General features: G+C 69.2%; 20 protein-coding genes. 3 read left to right on the forward strand and 17 right to left on the reverse strand.

The genetic code is table 11. The annotated features are described in order from the left end of the window. From AC1RU4_RS21475 to AC1RU4_RS21485, 3 genes are all read right to left on the reverse strand, one after another. Window positions 1–660 carry an amino acid ABC transporter permease gene (locus tag AC1RU4_RS21475; protein ID WP_492893181.1) on the reverse strand — a complete coding sequence of 220 codons (660 nt, stop codon included), beginning with the start codon at window positions 658–660 and terminating at the stop codon, window positions 1–3. Between the two features lie 152 nt (window positions 661–812). Then, the gene (locus AC1RU4_RS21480; protein WP_492893182.1) at window positions 813–1,667 is read right to left on the reverse strand and encodes a transporter substrate-binding domain-containing protein; all 855 of its coding nucleotides are present in this window, start codon (window positions 1,665–1,667) and stop codon (window positions 813–815) included. A 117-nt stretch (window positions 1,668–1,784) separates the two neighbouring features. After that, complete coding sequence (locus AC1RU4_RS21485) at window positions 1,785–2,774, reverse strand: agmatinase (protein WP_492893183.1); 990 nt, start codon at window positions 2,772–2,774, stop codon at window positions 1,785–1,787. 162 nt (window positions 2,775–2,936) lie between these two features. Between AC1RU4_RS21485 and AC1RU4_RS21490 the strand changes: the two genes are divergently transcribed. Continuing rightward, entirely contained in the window at window positions 2,937–3,926 is a 990-nt protein-coding gene (locus AC1RU4_RS21490) for a LysR family transcriptional regulator (protein WP_492893184.1), read from the forward strand. Between the two features lie 58 nt (window positions 3,927–3,984). Here the strand turns inward: AC1RU4_RS21490 and AC1RU4_RS21495 are convergent, their stop codons facing one another. After that, entirely contained in the window at window positions 3,985–4,983 is a 999-nt protein-coding gene (locus AC1RU4_RS21495; RefSeq protein ID WP_492893185.1) for a zinc-dependent alcohol dehydrogenase family protein, read from the reverse strand. A 156-nt stretch (window positions 4,984–5,139) separates the two neighbouring features. On the opposite strand from AC1RU4_RS21495, the gene AC1RU4_RS21500 reads away from it, so the two are divergent. Continuing rightward, window positions 5,140–5,412: a metal/formaldehyde-sensitive transcriptional repressor gene (locus AC1RU4_RS21500; RefSeq protein WP_492893186.1), complete on the forward strand. Its 273-nt coding sequence runs from the start codon at window positions 5,140–5,142 to the stop codon at window positions 5,410–5,412. After that, entirely contained in the window at window positions 5,409–6,350 is a 942-nt protein-coding gene (gene dmeF / locus AC1RU4_RS21505; protein WP_492893187.1) for a CDF family Co(II)/Ni(II) efflux transporter DmeF, read from the forward strand. Before AC1RU4_RS21500 ends, dmeF begins: the two co-directional genes overlap by 4 nt. 13 nt (window positions 6,351–6,363) lie before the next feature. On the opposite strand, the gene AC1RU4_RS21510 is transcribed toward dmeF, so the two are convergent. The 13 genes from AC1RU4_RS21510 to AC1RU4_RS21570 form a co-directional block, all read right to left on the reverse strand. Next, window positions 6,364–7,365: a dihydroxyacetone kinase subunit DhaK gene (locus tag AC1RU4_RS21510; RefSeq protein WP_492893188.1), complete on the reverse strand. Its 1,002-nt coding sequence runs from the start codon at window positions 7,363–7,365 to the stop codon at window positions 6,364–6,366. A 66-nt stretch (window positions 7,366–7,431) separates the two neighbouring features. Next, window positions 7,432–7,842 (reverse strand): hypothetical protein, encoded by a 411-nt coding sequence (locus AC1RU4_RS21515; RefSeq protein WP_492893189.1) that lies wholly within the window; start codon window positions 7,840–7,842, stop codon window positions 7,432–7,434. 2 nt (window positions 7,843–7,844) lie between these two features. Beyond that, a complete protein-coding gene (locus tag AC1RU4_RS21520) occupies window positions 7,845–9,506 on the reverse strand; it encodes a putative PEP-binding protein (protein WP_492893190.1) in 1,662 nt (553 codons plus the stop codon). Continuing rightward, window positions 9,478–9,828 carry an HPr family phosphocarrier protein gene (locus AC1RU4_RS21525; RefSeq protein WP_492893191.1) on the reverse strand — a complete coding sequence of 117 codons (351 nt, stop codon included), beginning with the start codon at window positions 9,826–9,828 and terminating at the stop codon, window positions 9,478–9,480. The genes AC1RU4_RS21520 and AC1RU4_RS21525 overlap by 29 nt, the downstream gene beginning before the upstream one ends. Further along, on the reverse strand, window positions 9,828–10,262 hold the full coding sequence (dhaM, locus tag AC1RU4_RS21530; protein WP_492893192.1) for a dihydroxyacetone kinase phosphoryl donor subunit DhaM: 435 nt from the start codon (window positions 10,260–10,262) through the stop codon (window positions 9,828–9,830). The genes AC1RU4_RS21525 and dhaM overlap by 1 nt, the downstream gene beginning before the upstream one ends. Then, the gene (gene dhaL, locus AC1RU4_RS21535; RefSeq protein ID WP_492893193.1) at window positions 10,259–10,873 is read right to left on the reverse strand and encodes a dihydroxyacetone kinase subunit DhaL; all 615 of its coding nucleotides are present in this window, start codon (window positions 10,871–10,873) and stop codon (window positions 10,259–10,261) included. Before dhaL ends, dhaM begins: the two co-directional genes overlap by 4 nt. A gap of 32 nt (window positions 10,874–10,905) precedes the next feature. Continuing rightward, window positions 10,906–12,540: a dihydroxyacetone kinase subunit DhaK gene (locus tag AC1RU4_RS21540; protein WP_492893194.1), complete on the reverse strand. Its 1,635-nt coding sequence runs from the start codon at window positions 12,538–12,540 to the stop codon at window positions 10,906–10,908. A gap of 65 nt (window positions 12,541–12,605) precedes the next feature. Next, window positions 12,606–13,613, reverse strand: a complete 1,008-nt coding sequence (locus tag AC1RU4_RS21545) for an ABC transporter ATP-binding protein (RefSeq protein WP_492893195.1) — start codon at window positions 13,611–13,613, stop codon at window positions 12,606–12,608. Then, entirely contained in the window at window positions 13,606–14,736 is a 1,131-nt protein-coding gene (locus AC1RU4_RS21550) for an ABC transporter ATP-binding protein (RefSeq protein ID WP_492893196.1), read from the reverse strand. The genes AC1RU4_RS21545 and AC1RU4_RS21550 overlap by 8 nt, the downstream gene beginning before the upstream one ends. Window positions 14,737–14,739: 3 nt before the next feature. After that, complete coding sequence (locus tag AC1RU4_RS21555; RefSeq protein ID WP_492893197.1) at window positions 14,740–14,961, reverse strand: hypothetical protein; 222 nt, start codon at window positions 14,959–14,961, stop codon at window positions 14,740–14,742. Further along, on the reverse strand, window positions 14,958–15,926 hold the full coding sequence (locus tag AC1RU4_RS21560; RefSeq protein ID WP_492893198.1) for a carbohydrate ABC transporter permease: 969 nt from the start codon (window positions 15,924–15,926) through the stop codon (window positions 14,958–14,960). Before AC1RU4_RS21560 ends, AC1RU4_RS21555 begins: the two co-directional genes overlap by 4 nt. Continuing rightward, on the reverse strand, window positions 15,923–16,903 hold the full coding sequence (locus AC1RU4_RS21565) for a carbohydrate ABC transporter permease (protein WP_492893199.1): 981 nt from the start codon (window positions 16,901–16,903) through the stop codon (window positions 15,923–15,925). Before AC1RU4_RS21565 ends, AC1RU4_RS21560 begins: the two co-directional genes overlap by 4 nt. Window positions 16,904–17,205: 302 nt before the next feature. Continuing rightward, window positions 17,206–18,528, reverse strand: a complete 1,323-nt coding sequence (locus AC1RU4_RS21570; protein ID WP_492893200.1) for an ABC transporter substrate-binding protein — start codon at window positions 18,526–18,528, stop codon at window positions 17,206–17,208. Between the last annotated feature and the right edge of the window lie 202 nt (window positions 18,529–18,730).

An 18,730-nucleotide genomic window follows, 5' to 3' on the forward strand; every position in this document is an offset into this window, starting at 1 on the left:
TCAGGCCCTCGCCACGGAGAAACGGGCCTCGGCGAATTTGCCGGCGAGGCTGAGAACGAGGTTGATCGCCAGGAAGAGCAGCGCGGCGCCGACCAGCGTCTCGAAGGGACGGTAGCTGGCGGCGGAAATCTGCTGGGCGGTGCGCAGCACCTCGACGACGGTGATGACCGAGAGCAGCGCGGTGCCCTTCACCACGATGGTCGCCTCGTTGATCAGCACCGGGATGACGCGGCGGAACAGCTGCGGCAGCACGACCTTCTGCCAGATGGCGCGCGGCTTCAGGCCGAGCGCGGTCGCCGCCTCGATCTGGCCGGGATCGAGGGTGGAGAGCCCGCCGCGCAGCGTCTCCGAGACGAAGATCATCGAATTGAAGGCGATGGCGGCGACGCCGGCCACTTCCGGCCGCATGTCGAGCCCGATCGCGGGGAGCACGTAATAGGCGATGAAGATCTGGATCAGCAGCGGCGTGCCGCGCACGAAGCTGATGACGACGGCGATCACCTCGTTCACCACCGGAAGCTTCGCCGCGCGCAGCACGGTAAGCGCGGTGCCGAGCAGCACCGACAGCGCCATGATGATCAGGGCGAGGCGGATATTGATCAGCGACGCGTCGGCAAGGCGCGGCAGCACGGAGAGGAGATAGTCGAAATTGAACTTCAAGGCCGATGGTCTCCTCTTCGTTGGTCGGGGCCGGTGGGAAGCGAGCCTGCCGTCGGGACGACCGGCCCCCTCCCGCCGGGGAGAGGGAACGGAGCGGGGGCCTATGCGGATTGCGCTCGGCGCGTCACTCGGCGCCGATCACTCCGTGCCGATCATTCGGCACCCGGCGGCAGGTAGCCGGCATCCGGGATCTTCATCTCGAAGCCGAACCACTTCATCTGCAGGGCTTTGAGGCGGCCATCGTCGCGCATCTTCCTGATGGTCGCCGAGATGGCGTCGCGCAGGTCCTTGTCGTCGGGGCGGGTGACCCAGGCGAGATAGGGATAGCCGCCGTCCTTGGGGGTGGCGACGGCGAGCTCGAACAGGTCCGGCTTTTCCTTCACCGTCACCGCCAGCGCCGGCAGCGACTGCATCACCGCGTCGACCTCGCCATTGGCGAGCGCGACATAGGCCTCGGGGAAGGCGGTGAACAGCTTGAGCTCCTTGAAGCCGGTGCCGCCGGCGGCCTTCAGCTTCTCGTCGAGCGCGCGGGCCACCGGCTCGGTGGAGGAGGCGAGCTGGGTCGCCATCACCTTGCCGTTGAAGTCCTCGATCTTGGTAATCGCCTCGCCCTTGCGCTTCATCGTGTAGGGCATGCCGTCGGCGATCGGGAACGTGTAGGCGTAGCGCTTGGCGCGCTCCTCGTTGATGCCGACCGTGGTGGCGACGAAGTCGAACTTGCCGGCCAGCACGCCGGGCAGGATGCCCTGCCAGGGCAGGTCGAGCTGGTTGAGCTTCTTCACGCCGAGGTCCTCGACCACGACGGCGAGGATGTCGGAGCCGTAGCCGACGATCTTGCCGTCCTTGACGAATTCGAACGGCGGGAAGGCGGCCTCGGTGCCGACGGTGACCTCGCCGGTGCGCTTGATCTTCTCCAGCGTGGTCTCGGCGCGTGCGGGCAGGGCAAGGGAAGCGACGCAGGCGGCGCCCGCGGCGAGAACGATCAGTCTCCGGCACATCGGTGTCATGGCAGCAACCCTCTGGTTTTCAATTCGTTTTTAAGAAAGGTGGCGCCAGAGTCCGGGGGAACTCCGGCGCCGGACGCTCCGGTCGAAGACCTGGGGCCGAAGACCCGGATCTCAGGCCTACGGGGCGTCGATGGTGGACGGATCGATCTTCGGCGCGTCCCAGTAATCGGCCCGCACCGCCGCGCCGATCAGGTTGACGATCAGCCGTCCGGCGGTGATGCAGCTGATCATGTTGACGTCGGCCGCGGGGGTGATCTCGACGATGTCCATGCCGACGACCCGGCCCTTGCCGACCAGGCCGTGGATGAGCTTGCGCACCTGGTGGAAGGTCAGCCCGCCCGGCGCCGGCCCTTCCACCGCCGGCATCACCGAGGGATCGAGGCCGTCGGCATCGATGGTGATGTAATACTTGCCGCCGTCGGGGATGCGGGCGAGCACCGCCTCGATGCCGCTGTCGTGCACCTCGAAGGCCGGGATGATGTTGGCGCCGTAGGCGAGCGCCGCCTCAACCTCCTGAGGCCGGCCCGAGCCCTGCGCGCGAATGCCGATCTGGAAGATCTCCTTGATATGCGGCATTTCCGATGCCCGGCGGATCGGGCTGGACAGGCCGTCATGCACGCCGTTCACATGGTCGCGCCAGTCGATATGGGCGTCGACCTGCACGAGGGTGATCGGGCCCTCGTCCTCATAGGCCCGCAGGATCGGGATCGGGATGCCGTGGTCGCCGCCGAGGGTGATCGGCATGGCGCCGGCCTTGAGGATCTTGCGCACCGCCGCCTCGGCGCGGACATAGTGGCTGGTGAGGTCGGTCATGTCGGCCGGCACGTTGCCGACATCCACCGCCTTGATCGCCCTGTTGTCGTAGATCGGGCCGCCGACGTCGAAATCGTGGCGCTGGAGGTGGCGGGTGATGCGGTCGGTGACCGAGCGCACCGCGTCGGGCGCCCTGGTCTGGTCGTTGGTGATGGCGCCGGCGTGATAGGCGCTGCCGTAGGGAATGCCGAGAAAGGCGATATGGGCGTCGAGCGCGTCGAGATCCGTCGAGATCGGCGCGTAGAGCAAGCTCTGATGCGCCTTGGACGGCTCTACGGTGAGCGGCAGGACCATGCGACCTCCTATGGGGCCGGGCCGGCGCCTCGGGGCGTCGACGACGGACCCTGAACTGCGAAACCTGAATGCGGCACCGGATTTGTGCGCGGCATCACGCTAGGCGAGCCTTCCCGGATTAAAAATGTCGCAGAGCGAAACCATGCTTGTATAATGTGCAACATGAACGCCGATACCCCGCCCGCCCGCGCTTCCTCCTCGGTCCCCCCGCTCACCGAGAGCGATCTGCGGCTGCTGCGCATTTTCCGCAGCGTCGCCGAGGCCGGCGGGCTGACCGCTGCGGAGACCGCGCTCGGCATGGAGCGCTCCACCATCAGCCGGCACCTGCAGACGCTGGAGCTTCGGCTGGGCGCGCGGCTTTGCCTGCGCGGGCCCGGCGGCTTCGAGCTGACCGAATTCGGCCGGCGGGCGCTCGACGCGGCGGTGACCGCCTCCGAGGCGTTCGAAGCCATCCGCCACGAGCTGAACCTCGCCCGCCATGTGATGACCGGCGAGCTGAGGCTCGGCATTGCCGACAATTGTCTGTCCAACCCGCGCTCGGCCTTCGCAGCGGCGCTGACCCGCTTCCGCGAACTGGCGCCCGACGTGACGGTGAACCTGTCGATCAAGCTGCCGACCGACATCCTGACCGGACTGCAGGACAAGAGCCTGCATTTCGGGGTGACCGGCGCCGCGCCGGGGGTGGACCGGCTGGTGTTCGAGCCGCTGTTCCTGGAGGATTTCCGGCTCTACACGCTGGCGCGCGAGGGACGGCCGCCGCCGAGCGTGCGCAACCTCGCCCGCGAGGGCTATGGCCTCGTCATGCGCACCAACGACCAGCGCACCCAGATGGCGGCCCGTGAGTTGAAGCTGGAGCGCAAGGCGATCGCCTTCGGCCTGGAGGCGGTGGCGACCCTGCTGGCGAGCGGCGGCTTCGTCGGCTTCCTGCCGGTGCATTTCGTCGAGGCCTGGGCGCCGATCCACCGCTTCGTCGAGGTGGCCGATGCCGGGGACCTCGCCTACGACACCATCTTCTCGCTGGTGACGCTGAAGGACAGGCCGCTGCCGCCGGGCGCGGCGCTGCTGACCCGGCTGCTGCGCGAGATGCAGGGGGCGGAGACGCGCGCCCTCGGCCAGCGCTTCGCGCTGGTGGGCCGCGGCAATTACGTCTAGCGCCTTCCCGGCGAGCCGCGTTTCGCCGAAAAGGCTCCAGGCCGTCGCGTGCGCGCGCTCACGGCACCAGCACCGCCGCGCCCTGCAGCCGCCCGGCGCGCAGGTCGTCCAGCGCCTCGTTGGCCTGCTCCAGCCGATAGACGGTGGTATGCGGCCTGACCCCCGCCTTCGGCGCCAGGGCGAGAAAATCGACGGCATCCTGCCGGGTGAGATTGGCGACCGAGATGAGCTCGCGCTCCTCCCACAGGATCTCGTAGGGAAACTGCGGGATGTCGCTCATGTGGATGCCGCCGCACACCACGCGCCCGCCCTTGCGCACCGCGCGCAGCGCCGCCGGCACCAGCGCGCCGACGGGGGCGAAGATGATGGCGGCGTCGAGCGGCGCCGGCGGGGTCTCGTCCGAGCCGCCGACCCAGACCGCGCCGAGCGCGCGGGCGAGCTCGGCGGCCGGCGCGTCGCCGGGGCGGGTGAAGGCGTAGACCTGCCGCCCCTGCCAGCGCAGCACCTGCGCCAGGATATGCGCGGCGGCGCCGAAACCGTAGAGGCCGATGCGGCTCCCCTCGCCGGCCAGTCCTTCGCTCGCCAGCCGCAGCGAGCGCCAGCCGATCAGCCCGGCGCACATCAGCGGCGCGGCGGCGACCGGGTCGTCGAACCCGTCCAGCGCAAAGGCATAGGCGGCGTCGGCGACCACATGGGTGGCGAAGCCGCCGTCGCGGGTATAGCCGGTGAACAGCGGATCGTCGCACAGGTTCTCCCGCTGCATGCGGCAATAGGGACAGCTGCCGCAGGTATGCCCGAGCCAGGGGATGCCGACGCGGGCGCCGGGCAGCGGCGACGTCACCCCCTCCCCCACCGTCTCGACGATGCCGACGATCTCGTGGCCGGGCACGATGGGAAGCTTCGGATGCTTGAGATCGCCGTCGACGACGTGCAGGTCGGTGCGGCACACCGCGCAGGCCTCGACCCGCAGGCGGATCTCGCCGGGGCCGGGCTCCGGCACGGCACGCTCCTCCAGCACCAGGCGCTCGCCCGGCGCCCGCAGCACCATCGCCCGCATCGCGTGTCTCCCTGCATGGGTGTTCCGGCACCGATGATGGCCGGGGACGGCGTGCATGCGCAACTCGGCGCGACGCCGCGCCGGCGGTCGATGGCGCCGGCATTCCGTCCGGCAGCGGCTTGCGTGGCGGAAATATAGGGTATACCCCTATGCCCTATGAGCCACCTTGCCCACAACAAGACCAAGCTGCTCGCCCGCATCCGCCGGCTGAAGGGCCAGATGGAGGCGATCGAGCGCGCCATCGAGACCGAAGCGCCCTGCGCCGACGTGCTGAACCAGGTCGCCTCGGTGCGCGGCGCCATCAACGGCCTGACCGCCGAATTGATCGAAGACCATATCCACGAGCATGTGCTCGGCGCCGAGGACCCTGCCGCCCGCAAGACGGGCGCGGAGGAGCTGATCGACGTCATACGGACCTATCTGAAATGAATGACAGCCGGCTAAACAATCCGCACGACCATGTCTTCCTCGGCGACAACCACGCCCGCAACGAGCGCCGCACCTGGCTGGTGATCGGCCTCACCGCCACCATGATGGTGGGAGAGATCGCCGCCGGCTCCGCCTTCGGCTCGATGGCGCTGGTCGCCGACGGCTGGCACATGGCGACCCACGCCGCCGCCATGCTGATCACCGCCCTCGCCTATTTCTACGCCCGGCGCAACACGCATAATCCGCGCTTCACCTTCGGCACCGGCAAGCTCGGCGACCTCGCCGGCTTCGCCAGCGCGGTGGTGCTGGCGATCATCGCGCTGCTGATCGGCTGGGAAAGCCTGATGCGGCTCTACAGCCCGATCGCCATCGACTTCCCGCAGGCGATCGCGGTCGCCGTGCTCGGCCTCGCGGTGAACCTCGCCAGCGCCTTCCTGCTGCGCGAGGAGCATCACCACGGGCATGATCACCACCATGGCCACGGGCATCACCCGCACGAGGGGGAGGGTTCGCACGACCTGAACCTGCGCGCCGCCTACCTGCACGTGCTCGCCGACGCGCTGACCTCGGTGCTCGCCATCGCCGCGCTGACGCTCGGCAGCCTGTATGGCTGGCTGTGGCTCGACCCGATGATGGGCATCGTCGGCGGGCTGGTCATCGCCCGCTGGTCCTTCGGCCTGATCAAGGCGGCCGGCGGGGTGCTGATCGACTATATCCAGCCGGGCGAGGACCTGCCGGAGGAGATCCGCGAGGCGGTGGAGACCGATGGCGACGAAATCACCGACCTGCATGTCTGGCAGCTCGGCCCCGGCCATCACGGCGCCATCGTGGCGCTGCGCAGCGCCGATCCGCGCCCGCCGGCCTATTACCGCGCCAAGCTCGCCCATATCCACGACCTGTCGCATGTGACGGTCGAGGTGGAGCCGCGCGCCGCCTGACGCCGGCCGGCGCTCACCAGGAAAGCGTCGGCGTCGCGACCGGCGCGTTCCACAGCTCGAGCTGCGCCTCGTCGAGCAGCGCCAGGGTGATCGACAGCCCCGCCATGTCGAGCGAGGTGACGAAGGTGCCGGTGAGCGAGCGCGCCGGCACGATGCCCCGCGCCTCGAAGAAGCTGCGCGCCAGGCCATAGGCGAGATAGAGCTCGATCGGCGGGGTGCCGCCGAAGCCGTTGACCAGGAGGAGCGGCCGGATGCCCGGCGCGCCCGGCATCGCGGGATCGAACTCGGCCAGGATCGCCTCGCCCAGAAGGCGGACGATCTCGTCGGCGCCTTCGAACCGGGTGCGGTGAAGCCCCGGCTCGCCATGGATGCCGACGCCGATCTCCATCTCCTCCGGCCCGAGGGCGAAGGTCTCGCGCGCATTGTTGGGCATCGTCACCCCGCGCAGCGCCACCCCCATGGAACGGATGCGGGTATTGAGGCCGTCGCCCAGCGCCTTCAGCGCCGCGAGCCCGGCGCCGCGCTCGGCGGCCGCGCCGATCAGCTTCTCGACCACGACGGTGCCCGCCACCCCGCGCCGCCCGCGGCTGCGCACCGACGGCCCGGTGGCGGCGTCGTCCTCGACGATCACCGTCTCGATGGCATGGCGGGAAGCGGCCATCTCGGCGGCCATCTCGAAATTCATCACGTCGCCGTCATAGTTCTTCACCACGAGCAGGCAGCCGGCGCCGGTATCGGTCTCGTCCATCGCCGCGACGATCTGGTCCGGCGTCGGCGAGGTGAAGACATGGCCGGTGCAGGCGGCGTCCAGCATGCCGGGCCCGACGAAGCCGGAATGCAGCGGCTCGTGGCCGGCGCCGCCGCCGGAGATCACCGCCACCTTGCCGGGCACGAGGTCGCGCCGGCGGACGAATTTCCGCCCCTCGCCGAAGACGAGCTGACCCTCATGCGCGCGCACCAGCCCGGCGAGGCTTTCCGCCACGAAACTGTCGGGCGCGTTCATGATCTTCTTCATCGCCCCGCGCTCCGGGCGAATGCCGTCATCGGCAGGCGGCGCAACAAGCGGCTTCTGGCGATCCTCTCACTCACCGGCGTTCACCAGCGCCGCCATCTTCTGCACCAGCTCGACGACGGCATCGTCGAACAGGCGGTTCTTCTTCTCGTCGCCGAAATCCGGCGCCATCAGCGTCAGCGGGCGCAGCTTCTCGCCGCCGCCTATGTCCGGCAGCTTGCCCGGATGCGCGGATTCATAGGCTGCGAGGAAGCGCTCCTGCTCCGCCGGGCTGAAATGGCAGACGCGGACGATCGTCGGCAGGTGCCGGGCCGGCAGCGGCGTCACATAGGCCGGGCTGGTCACCTGGGTGACGAAGCTGCGATGCTTGCCCAGCGCCGCCGCCAGCCGCTGGCGGGTGCCCGACGGCCGGTTGTCGAGGATGCTCGCCAGGATGGTCTTGTAGGCGATGACCGCCTCGTCGCTGGTCTCGCGCGCCATATCTAGCCCTCCGCCCCGCCCGCGCGCAGCATCCCGCGCACGGCGGCAAGGCGCGAGGGCGCCACCGAGAAGTCGCGGAACCCGGCCGCGAGCAGCCGGGCGAGGCCCTGCGGGTCGCCGGCAAGGTCGCCGCAGACCGATACCGGCTTGCCGAGCGCGCGGGCGCTGGCGCTGACCTGGTCCAGCAGGCGGAACAAGGCGGTCTCCGATCGCGCGTTGAGATGGGCGACGGCGGGATTGTCGCGCGCCGCCGCCGACAGATACTGCATCAGATCATTGGTCCCCACCGAAAAGAACGCCACCTCGCCGAACAGGTCGAGGGTCAGCGCCGCGGCGGGCACCTCCACCATGATGCCGAGCGGCGGCCGCACGGCCGGCACGCCGAGGCGGGCGAGCCGGGCCGCCTCTTCCTCGAACAGAAGCGCCATCGCCTCGACCTCCTCCGGCAGGGTGACCATCGGCAGGAGCACGCTCACCGGCCCCAGCACCGCCGCCCGCATCAGCGCGCGCGCCTGGATGCGGGCGAGCTCGGGATGCGCCAGCAGCAGGCGGATGCCGCGCTGGCCGAGGAACGAGGACGGGTTGCCGTCCACCAGCCCCGGCAGCGCCTTGTCGCCGCCGAGATCGAGCATGCGCAGCGTCACCGGCCGGCCGCCGAGCCGGGTGACGATGCGCCGGTAGCAGTCGAGATGCCGCTCCTCGTTCAGCGCCTCGGCCGGCGACAGGAACATGAACTCGGTGCGCACCAGCCCGACGCCGTCCACCGCGGCGGGATCGACCGTTTCGAGGTCGGACAGGCTGTTGAGATTGACGCAGAGCCGCAGCTTCCCGCCCGCGCCCGGCTCCGGCGGGCAAGACGGCGCGGCGGTGGGCGACGGGAGGGCGAAGATCGGCGGGGCGAGAACTGGTGGGGTCGGGGCCGGCTCGACCGGATCCAGCCGCACGAGGCCCTCGCCGCCGTCGACGAGCAGCACCTGCCCGCCCGTCGCCGGCAGCGCACCGAGGCCGATGACCATCGGCACCCCCCGCGCACGCGCCAGCATGGCGACATGGCTGACCGCGCTGCCGGCGGCGAGCGCGATGGCGCCGCCCTTCGACCAGTCATGGGCGAGGAACAGGCTCGGCGGCATGTCGCGCCCGACATAGACCGACCCTGCCGGGAAATCGACGCGGGAACGGCCGGCCAGCGCGTCGAGCACCCGGTTCTTCAGGTCGGACAGGTCGGCGGCCTTCACCGCGAAGGCATCGTCGCCGGCCATGTCGCCGGAAGCGGCATGGGCATCGTTGGCGAAGGCGTCGATATAGGCGTTCATCGCGCCGGCCCAGGCCAGCGCCGCCCCCTCGCCGCGCGCGATACGCTCCAAGGCCGGGGTCAGGATCTCCGCGTCGAGCAGCATCTCGATCTGGAAGTCGAGCACGCCGGCGCTCTGCGCATCCGCCCGCACCGACAGCGCCCGGAGCTCGTCGACCGCCAGCGCCACCGCCGCCGCGAGGGCGCCGCGCGCGTCGCCCTGCGCCGGGCCGGCGGGAGCGGCATCGGGATCGCGCGCGCAGAAGGCCGGGCCCAGCGCCCGGCCGGGCGAGGCGGGCCGGCCGCGCACGTCCTTCAGCCCGCGCGGCTCGCGCGGGCGGGATTCAACCGGGCCGGCCATCGGCGCGGCCATATTTGCGGTCCTCGTCGAAATTGCGCCGGACGAGCTCGCCGAGCGCGACGATCGCCTCCTCCGCCCGCGAGCCTTCCGCCCGGATGCGCAGCCGCATGCCGCGGCGGATGCGGGCGCCCATGATCTTGACGATGCTCTTGCCGTTCAGCCATTCCGACGAGCCGTCCACCGCCACCTCGATGGAACAGGGAAAGCTCTTGGCGAGCCGGGTGAAGGTGACGGAAGGCCGCGCATGCAGGCCGATACCGTGCGTCACCTCGACCTCGGTCTGCCAGCTCTTGCCGGCGCGCTCGCGCGGGAATGGGGGCCGGAGCTCGCTCATCAGGGCGACAGCTCCTCGGCCGTCGCCACCACCTTGGCGAGGCTGGAGCCGCCCGACGCCTCGGCCGCCGCCACCACCGCGCCTTCCACCAGCGGCGCGTTGCAGATGGCGACCTTCGCCGCGCGGGACTTGCCGAGGCGCTCGACCGCCATCTCGCTATTGGTTTCGGCACCGCCGAGATCGACGAATACCGCGACCCCGGCCTCCGACCACGCTGCCTCGATCGCCGCCTGGATGCCGGCCACATGGGTGCCGAGCCCGCCCTCGGCATTGCCGCCGGCAAAGGCGAGCGGCACGCAGTCGCCGACCATCTGGCGCACCATGTCGGCCGCCCCCCGTGCCACCAGCGGCGAGTGCGACACGATCACGATGCCCACATTGGCGGCCGAAGCGGCAGCACCCGAAGCGACATCCGAAGCGACGCCTGCGGTCATGAAGCGACATGCTCCTCGAAATAGAGGCAGATGGTGGCGGTGAGCAGGGCGCAGCTGGAGGCGCCCGGATCCTCATGGCCGATGGAGCGCGGGCCGAGGAAGGAGGCCCGCCCCCGCCGCGCCTGCATCGCCCCGGTGGAATGCGCCGCGACGCGCGCGCAGGCGGCGATGCGATCCGGCGCCGAGCGCCTTAGCACCTCGGCCTGCACCGGGTAAAGCACGTCGAGCAGCGTCTTGTCGCCCGGCCCGGAACGACCGCGGCGGGCCACCGCGTCGATCGCCCGCTCCAGCGTCGCAGCGAAATCATCGGCTTGCGCGTCCTCCGCCAGGCCGCGGCCGAGCTCCATCAGCAGCGTGCCGTAGAGCGGGCCGGCGGCGCCGCCGATATTCATCACCAGGACGAGGCCGATTTCCTCCAGCGCCGCCGGCAGCGGCAGGGCGGCGATGGAGTCGCGCTCGCGATACACCGCCTCCAGGCCGCGGCGCATGTTGGCGCCGTGGTCGCCGTCGCCGATGGCGCTGTCGAGCACGCTCAGATGCTCGCCATGCCGGTCGATCTCGGCGCGGCACAGCGCGATCAGCTCGGCGAGATCGGCGGCGCGCAACTGCATCGGCATGTCTCCCTGCCTCGCCCGCGACGGGCTCATCCCCGCCGCGCCAGCGCCTCGAACACGCTCGCCACCGCCACCGCACCGGGGTCCGGCGAGCCTTCGAGCTCGCGCGCGGCGACATAGGAGGCGCGGCCGGCGCGGGCGTGGGTCATCGCCTTGGTGGCTTCCGCCCCGGCGCGCGCGGCGCCGGCCGCCGCCACGAGGCCCCCCTGCGCCAGCGCCCTGAGGCCCGGATCCAGCGCATCGACCATGGTGCGCGCGCCGGGCGTCGCCCCGCCATAGAAGGTCATGCGGTCGAGGCCGGCCAGCAGCGCGGCGGGCAGGTCGCCGGTCTCGCGCATCGATTTGGCGCTCGCGGTGAAGAAGATCGACATCAGCACCCCGCTCGATCCGCCCATTGCCGAGCCGAGCATCTCGCCGATGGCCTTGAGCGTGGCGCCGGTATCGGCGAGCGGCAGATCGGGCAGCCGCGATTCGACCGCGCGGGCGCCGGCGGCGACGGTGGAGCCGGTATCGCCATCGCCGGCGCGGGCATCGAGGCGGTTCAGTTCCGCTTCGAGGCCGGTCAGCGTGGCGCAGACGGCGCGGATCACCGCCTCATGCGCCGAATCCGCGCTGGCCGGCACCGCCGCCTCGCGCGGCGCCGGCGGGGCGGGCAGCACCTGGACCTCGCCCGCGACGACCACCGGCCGCCAGGACAGCGGCTCGACGGGGGAGGCGAGCGCGGCTTCGCGCGAGGCGTCGAGACGCAGCAGCGACAGCGAGAAGCCGTTCATGTTGAGCGCCGTCATCAGCGCCTGCGGCCCGATGACCAGCTTCACCTGCCGGCCGAGCCGGGAGCGCAGCACGCTGTCGGCGATCAGGCTCATCTCCAGCGGCGGCACCGCGCCGAGATTGTTGATCAGCAGCGCGTAGGAGGCACCGGGCGCGAGTTCCGCCCCGAGCCGCTCGGCCATCAGCGCGACGATGCTGTCGGCCGGCTGCAGCGGAATGCGCTCCACGCCCGGCTCGCCATGGATGCCGAGGCCGAGCTCGCCCTCGTTCTCGCCGAGCCGCTCCTCATGGGGCTGGCCGGGGATCGAGCAGGAGGACAGCGACACGCCGAGCGAGGCGATGTCGCCGGCGGCCGCGCGGGCTGCGGTCGCGACCGCCGCGAGATCCTCGCCCGCCTCGGCGCGATGGCCGGCGATCTTGTGCACGAACAGCGTGCCGGCGACGCCGCGCGGCTGGGCGATATCCGGCAGGGCGATATCGTCGGCGACGATCACCATCTCCACCTTGAAGCCCTCGGCGCGGGCGCGCTCGGCGGCGAGGCCGAAATTCAGCCGGTCGCCGGTATAGTTCTTCACCACGAGCAGGCAGCCCGGCTCGCCGGTCACCGCGCGGATGGCGGTGAGCACCGCCTCGACGCTCGGCGAGGCGAAGATCTCGCCCGACACCGCCGCGGTGAGCATGCCGCGGCCGACGAAGCCGGCATGCGAGGGCTCATGGCCGGCACCGCCGCCCGACACCACCGCCACCTTCGACCTGTCCCAGTCGGCGCGCACGACGACCTTGATGTCGGGATAGGTGTCGAGCCGCGCCAGCCGGCCCGGCGGCGAGGTGCGGATGAGGCCATCCAGCGCCTCGGTGACGATGCTTTCGCGGCGGTTGAAGAAATGTTTCATCGCTGCCTTCCAATTCCTATCGGCACTGTACGCGGTACGGCGGTTTCGCCGCCGCCCCGTTCATGTCACGCCAGCCGCTGCCCGTCCTGACCGAAATAAAGCGGGCGCTTGAGCGCCAGGCTGATGCGGTCGCCCGCGCCGACCGGCAGATCGGGATCGGCGAGCGTGACCAGCTTGTGCCCGCCGACCTTGATGTGCAGGTGGTTCTGGTCGCCGAGATGCTCGACCCAATCGACCTCGGCATTGCCGTCCCCGGCGCGGGCGATCTCCAGATGCTCGGTGCGCGCGCCGACGGTGCGCGTGCCGGCCGGCACCGGGCCGCCGGGCAGCAGATCGGCCGGCAGCAGGTTGATATGCGGCTGGCCGAGCCGGGCGGCGACGTGGAGATTGGCGGGATCGCTGTAGATCTGGCGCGGCGTGCCGATCTGCACCAGCTTGCCGTCGGCGAGGATGCCGATGCGGTCCGCCATGGTCATCGCCTCGATCTGGTCATGGGTGACGTAGAGCAGCGTCGAGCCCAGCTCCTTCTGGATGCGCTTGAGTTCGAGGCGCAATTCGCCGCGCAGCTTGGCGTCGAGCGAGGAGAGCGGCTCGTCCATGAGATAGATCGAGGGGCGGCGCACCAGCGCCCGGCCGATGGCGACGCGCTGCATCTCTCCTCCCGAGAGGCGGGTCGAGCGGTTCTGCAGCTTGTGGTCGATGCGCACCATCCGGGCGACCTCGCGCACCCGCGCGTCGAGGGATGCGGCATCCATGCGCCGCGCCGGCGAGCGCAGCGGGAAGGCGAGGTTCTCGTAGACGGTGAGATGCGGGTAGAGCGAATATTGCTGGAACACGAAGGCGACGTCCCGGCTCGCCGGCGCCTGGCCGTTCATCGGCCTGCCGCCGATGCTCACCGTGCCGGCATCCGGCCTCTCCAGCCCGGCGATCAGCCGCAGCGTCGTGGTCTTGCCGGCACCGGTCGGCCCGAGCAGCACCACGAACTCGCCGTCGGCTATATGAAGATCGAGGCTGTCGACGGCACGCTTGTCGCCGAAGCGCTTGGTGACGCCCTTCAGGGTGACATCAGCCATGATGGGCCTCCAGATGTGGCACGTCCCGCTGCATCACCGCACCTTCGTGAAGCTGGGATGGAATGACGCGGCCGGTGCGGCACTCGAACAGCGACAGGCGCTCGCTGGCGAAGGTGAGGCCGACCCGGTCGCCGATATGGTAGTTGCGATCGGCCGGCAGCCGGGCGCGGACGAGGCCGCTGCCCGTCTCCACGGTGACGATCTGGTTGGTGCCGAGATATTCGCTGCCATAGATCGCCCCGCGCAACGGCGAGGCGTCGGAGAAGCGGACATGCTCGGGCCGCACGCCCAGCGCCAGTTCGCCCGGCGCGACATCGGCGCGGAGCTCCGGCATCTGCACGTCGGCCCCGCCGATGCGCGCAATGCGCGCGCCCTTCTGCAACCCGGCGGAGAAGCGTAGGAAATTCATCGGCGGCGAGCCGATGAAGTCGGCGACATACATCGAGGCCGGGCGGTTATAGATCTCCCGCGGGGTGGCGAACTGCTCGATGATGCCGTGATTCATCACCGCGATCTTGTCCGCCATCGCCATCGCCTCGATCTGGTCGTGGGTGACGTAGACGGTGGTGGCGTGGATGCGGTTGTGCAGCTCGCGCAGCTCCCGCACCATCACGTCGCGGAACTCGGCGTCGAGCGTGCCGAGCGGCTCGTCCATCAGGAAGCATTTCGGCCGGCGCACGATGGCGCGGCCGAGCGCCACCCGCTGGCGGTCGCCGCCGGCGAGGCCGGAGACCGACTTGTCGAGGATATGGTCGATCTGCAGGAGGCGCGCGGTTTCTTCTACCCGCTTTCTTATCTCCGCCTTCGCCACCCCCTGCGACAGCAGCGGGAAGCCGATATTCTTGCGCACGTTCATGTGCGGGTAGAGCGCGAACAGCTGGAACACGAAGGCGATGTCGCGCTCGCTGGCGCGGTTGTAGGTGACGTCCTCGCCGCCGAGGCGGATGGTGCCGCCGGTCGGCAGCTCCAGCCCGGCGATCATCCGCAGCGTGGTGGTCTTGCCGCAGCCGGAGGGACCGAGCAGCGCCAGGAACTCGCCATCCGCGACGGTGAAGCTCGAATCCTGCACCGCGACGAAATCGCCGAAGGCCTTGCGGAGGTTTTCGACCTTGATCTCGGCCATGACCTACTCCGGGAACTTCGACACGATCATGAACATGAGCGTACCGACGAGAAGGGTGATGAAGGAATAGGTGTAGAGCACCAGCGCCACCGACTGGAACAGCATCAGGAAGCCGAGGCCGATCAGGGTGATGGCGATGTTCTCCATCGGCCCGCGGCGCAGCAGGAACGGCCGCCGCGGCTTCCTGCCGGGACTCTCGGGCTTGGCGAGGATGTGGTCGGTCATTTGCGCACCGCCCCGAAGGTGATGCCGCGCAAGAGCTGCTTGCGGAGCAGGATGGTGAAGACCAGGATCGGCACCAGGAAGATGGTGGTGCCGGCGGCGACCGCCGGCCAGTCCTGCCCGCCCTCGCCGATGATGGTCGGGATGAAGGGCGGGGCGGTCTGGGCGCTGCCGGAGGTGAGCAGCGCCGCGAAGGCATATTCGTTCCAGGCGAAGATCAGGCAGAAGATGGCGGTCGCGGCGATGCCGGTCGTCGCCTGCGGCAGCACCACTTTCCAGAACGCCTGCAGGCGGGTGTAGCCGTCGATCATCGCGGCCTCCTCGTATTCGCGCGGGATCTCGTCGATGAAGCCCTTGAGCAGCCACACCGCCAGCGAGACGTTCACCGCCGTGTAGAGCAGCATCATGCCCAGCGCCGTGTCGGACAGGCCGAGCTGGCGGTACATCAGGTAGATCGGGATCGCCACCGCGATCGGCGGCATCATCCTTGTCGACAGGATGAAGAACAGCAGGTCGTCGGCCAGCGGCACCTTGAAGCGCGAGAATCCATAGGCGGCCAGCGTGCCGAGCGTCACCGCGAGGAAGGTCGAGCCGAAGGCGATGATCAGCGAATTGGCGAAGCGCGGCAGGAAGTTGGAGGGGCCGGCGATCACCATGTTGCGCTCGCGGGTGACCGCGTCGCACACCCCGTCCGGCGCCGGCAGCGCGGCGATGTATTCCGGCGTCTGCCGCGTGCGGGTGGTGAACAGGTTGCAGTAGCCCTCCAGCGACGGGGTGAACAGGATCTTCGGCGGATAGGAGATCGAGTCCGGCGGCGACTTGATGCTGGTGAGGAAGATCCAGGCGAGCGGCACCAGGGTGATCAGCGCGTAGACGATGACGATGGCGCCGGCCACCCGCTTGGAGGTGGAGCTCGGCTCGACGACCGAATGGGCGGCGGTCATGGACGTGGTCTTGGCGGCGCTCATCTCTGCTTCACCTTGTTGAGGGCCTTGACGTAGATGTTGGCGAGGCCGAACACCGCGACGAACAGCACGATGGCGAAGGCCGAGGAGCGCCCGGTCGCCCAGGCCTCGAAGGCCTCGCGCTTGAGCGCGATCGAGGCCACCTCGGTGGTCGAGCCGGGCCCGCCGCCGGTGAGCAGGTTGACCATGTCGAACATCTTGAAGTTCTCGATGCCGCGGAACAGCACCGCCAGCATGATGAAGGGCAGCGCCATCGGCACGGTGATCGACCAGAACTGCCGCCAGTTGGAGGCGCGGTCGACCTCGGCCGCCTCGTAGATGTAGTCGGGGATGGAGCGCAGCCCGGCGAGGCAGATCAGCATCACATAGGGCGTCCACATCCAGGTATCGACGATGACGATGGCCCAGGGCGCCAGCTTGACGCTGCCGAGCATCTGGATGTCGGAGGTCGGGATGCCGGAGACGAAGGACACCGCATAGGCGAACAGCCCGATCTGCGGCTCGTAGAGGAAGCGCCAGAAATTGCCGACCACGGCGGGCGACAGCATCATCGGGATGAGGATGAGCGTGGTCCAGAAGGCGTGGCCGCGGAACTTGCGGTCGATGAGATAGGCGAGCGTGAAGCCGATCAGCGTCTGCAGCACGATGGTCCAGAACACGAAATGCGCCGTGGTCTGCATCGCGACCCAGATGTCGGGATCGTTCAGCATGCGGGAATAATTGCTCAGGCCCACATTCTGCACCACCGCATTGGGCCGATTGGCGCGGAAATTGGTGAAGGACAGGTAGATCGCCCAGAACAGCGGGAAGATGTTGATCGCCAGCAGCAGCACGATGGTCGGCGCGATGAACAGCCAGGCGATGGCACGGTCCGACAGACCCCGCACCCGGACGGCCAGCGGTTCCGGGGTCGAGCGGGCGGCGGCGTCGGCCGCCCGCTGGACCGCCTTGTCGGCAAAAGTGTTGTTGGAAGTGGTCACTGGCACACCCGAGTTGATGAGCGATGGGGCCGGCTCGGAGCCGAGGGCGGGCTGCGAGGGCCGGGACCCGGCAGGAGAAGCCGGACGCGTCCGGTTCCGGCAGCTTCCTCTCCCCCGCCGGGGGAGAGGAATGGGGCGAGGGGCTTCCGGCGCTCCGCGAGAGCGTTGCCCCCGGCGCCTCCCCTCGCCGACCCGCGGAGCCTGTCCCCGGGCTCGCCGAAGGCAAGACCCGTGGGCAAGTCACCTCTCCCCGACGGGGAGAGGAAAGGGGAACCGGGAGGGCACCCCTCGATCGTCGGGTCTCAGATCTTGCCTTCGTCCTTGAAGACCTCGGTCCAGTCCTTCACCAGGCCGTCGAGCGCGTCCTTCGCCGTGCCCTTGCCGGCGATGACGTAGTCATGGACGCGCTTCTGCATCGCCTGCAGCAGCTCGGCATAGCTCGGCTCGGCCCAGAAATCCTTCACGATCGCCATGGATTCGAGGAAGGCCGGGGCATAGGGCTGGCTGGTCTTGAAGGAGGGCGCGTCCACCACCGCCTTCAGGCAGGAATAGCCGCCGAGCTGCCACCACTTGGCCTGCACCTCCGGCTGGGCGAACCACTTGATGTATTTCAGCGCCGCGTCGCGCTTTTCCGAATAGGACACCACCGAGATGCCCTGGCCGCCGAGCTGGGCGAAGTGAAACTTCTCGGCCGGATTGGCGAAGAAGCCGATGCGCTTGCCGCCGACCTTCTCGTCCTTGTAGAGGCCGGGCCAGGTGAAGGCGAAGTTCATCTGCATCGCCACCTGCCCGGATTTGAAGGCGTCGGCGGATTCGACCATGTAGACGTTGGAGCTGCCGGGCGGGGTGCAGCAATCATAGAGCGCCTTGTAGAATTCGAGGCCCTTGATGGCGTCCGGCGAATTCACGAAGCCCTGCATCTCATAGGGCTTCTTCGGGTTCTCGTACTGGAAGCCCCAGTCATAGAGGACGTTGGTCACGCCCATGGTGATGCCTTCCGAGCCGCGCTCGGTATAGATCGAGGCACCGTAGACGGTCTTGCCGTCGATCTGCCGCTTCTGGAAGAACTCGGCGATCTGCTTGAGCTGGTCATAGGTCTTCGGCGCGGCGAGGTCCCAGCCGTATTTGGCCTTGAATTCCTTCTGCAGCTCCGGCCGCTCGAACCAGTCCTTGCGATAGGTCCAGCCCACCACGTCGCCCATCGCCGGCAGCGCCCAGTAGTTCGGCGTGTTCTTCGGCCATTCGGAATAGCCGACCACCGTCGCCGGCACGAAGTCATCCATCTTGATGCCTTCCTTGGCGAAGAAGTCGTTCAGCTTCACGTAATGGCCGTTCTCCGCCGAGCCGCCGACCCACTGGCTGTCGCCGATGATCAGGTCGCACAGCTTGCCGTGCGAATTGAGCTCGTTGAGGAACCGGTCGGCATAGCTCGTCCACGGGACGAACTCGAACTTCATGTCGATCTTGGTGTTGGCGGTGAAGTCCTTGGACAGTTCGACCAACGCGTTGGCCGGGTCCCACGCCGCCCAGCACAGGGTCAGCTGCTCGGCCTTGGCCGCCTGCGGCACCGATACGGCCGCACACACGGCCGCCATTCCGAAGAGGGATATCCACTTCTTCTGCATGCTCTCCTCCCAGAGAACGAGGCGGGTCGAATGCCCCCTCAATTGATGTCCGCGTCACGGTTCATTGTCCGAGCGCGTTTAGTTTTATGTTTAGTTATGTCGCGATCGCTCAACATTGCAAGCGTAATTCGATGCTGCGCCGCAGCGTCGCAGCGCCGGCATGGCAGATGGCGGACAGGTGCTGGAACCGGGAGGCGAATCC

It is taken from the genome of Ancylobacter sp. GW821-FHT10E12 (assembly GCF_058809335.1).

What these genes read in the sequence shown, in the direction of transcription:
- AC1RU4_RS21480 (WP_492893182.1), bottom strand. Translation starts at nt 1,667, where the DNA reads ATGACACCGATGTGCCGGAGACTGATCGTTCTCGCCGCGGGCGCCGCC.
- AC1RU4_RS21485 (WP_492893183.1), bottom strand. Translation starts at nt 2,774, where the DNA reads ATGGTCCTGCCGCTCACCGTAGAGCCGTCCAAGGCGCATCAGAGCTTG.
- AC1RU4_RS21490 (WP_492893184.1), top strand. Translation starts at nt 2,937, where the DNA reads ATGAACGCCGATACCCCGCCCGCCCGCGCTTCCTCCTCGGTCCCCCCG.
- AC1RU4_RS21495 (WP_492893185.1), bottom strand. Translation starts at nt 4,983, where the DNA reads ATGCGGGCGATGGTGCTGCGGGCGCCGGGCGAGCGCCTGGTGCTGGAG.
- AC1RU4_RS21500 (WP_492893186.1), top strand. Translation starts at nt 5,140, where the DNA reads ATGAGCCACCTTGCCCACAACAAGACCAAGCTGCTCGCCCGCATCCGC.
- dmeF (WP_492893187.1), top strand. Translation starts at nt 5,409, where the DNA reads ATGAATGACAGCCGGCTAAACAATCCGCACGACCATGTCTTCCTCGGC.
- AC1RU4_RS21510 (WP_492893188.1), bottom strand. Translation starts at nt 7,365, where the DNA reads ATGAAGAAGATCATGAACGCGCCCGACAGTTTCGTGGCGGAAAGCCTC.
- AC1RU4_RS21515 (WP_492893189.1), bottom strand. Translation starts at nt 7,842, where the DNA reads ATGGCGCGCGAGACCAGCGACGAGGCGGTCATCGCCTACAAGACCATC.
- AC1RU4_RS21520 (WP_492893190.1), bottom strand. Translation starts at nt 9,506, where the DNA reads ATGGCCGCGCCGATGGCCGGCCCGGTTGAATCCCGCCCGCGCGAGCCG.
- AC1RU4_RS21525 (WP_492893191.1), bottom strand. Translation starts at nt 9,828, where the DNA reads ATGAGCGAGCTCCGGCCCCCATTCCCGCGCGAGCGCGCCGGCAAGAGC.
- dhaM (WP_492893192.1), bottom strand. Translation starts at nt 10,262, where the DNA reads ATGACCGCAGGCGTCGCTTCGGATGTCGCTTCGGGTGCTGCCGCTTCG.
- dhaL (WP_492893193.1), bottom strand. Translation starts at nt 10,873, where the DNA reads ATGCAGTTGCGCGCCGCCGATCTCGCCGAGCTGATCGCGCTGTGCCGC.
- AC1RU4_RS21540 (WP_492893194.1), bottom strand. Translation starts at nt 12,540, where the DNA reads ATGAAACATTTCTTCAACCGCCGCGAAAGCATCGTCACCGAGGCGCTG.
- AC1RU4_RS21545 (WP_492893195.1), bottom strand. Translation starts at nt 13,613, where the DNA reads ATGGCTGATGTCACCCTGAAGGGCGTCACCAAGCGCTTCGGCGACAAG.
- AC1RU4_RS21550 (WP_492893196.1), bottom strand. Translation starts at nt 14,736, where the DNA reads ATGGCCGAGATCAAGGTCGAAAACCTCCGCAAGGCCTTCGGCGATTTC.
- AC1RU4_RS21555 (WP_492893197.1), bottom strand. Translation starts at nt 14,961, where the DNA reads ATGACCGACCACATCCTCGCCAAGCCCGAGAGTCCCGGCAGGAAGCCG.
- AC1RU4_RS21560 (WP_492893198.1), bottom strand. Translation starts at nt 15,926, where the DNA reads ATGAGCGCCGCCAAGACCACGTCCATGACCGCCGCCCATTCGGTCGTC.
- AC1RU4_RS21570 (WP_492893200.1), bottom strand. Translation starts at nt 18,528, where the DNA reads ATGCAGAAGAAGTGGATATCCCTCTTCGGAATGGCGGCCGTGTGTGCG.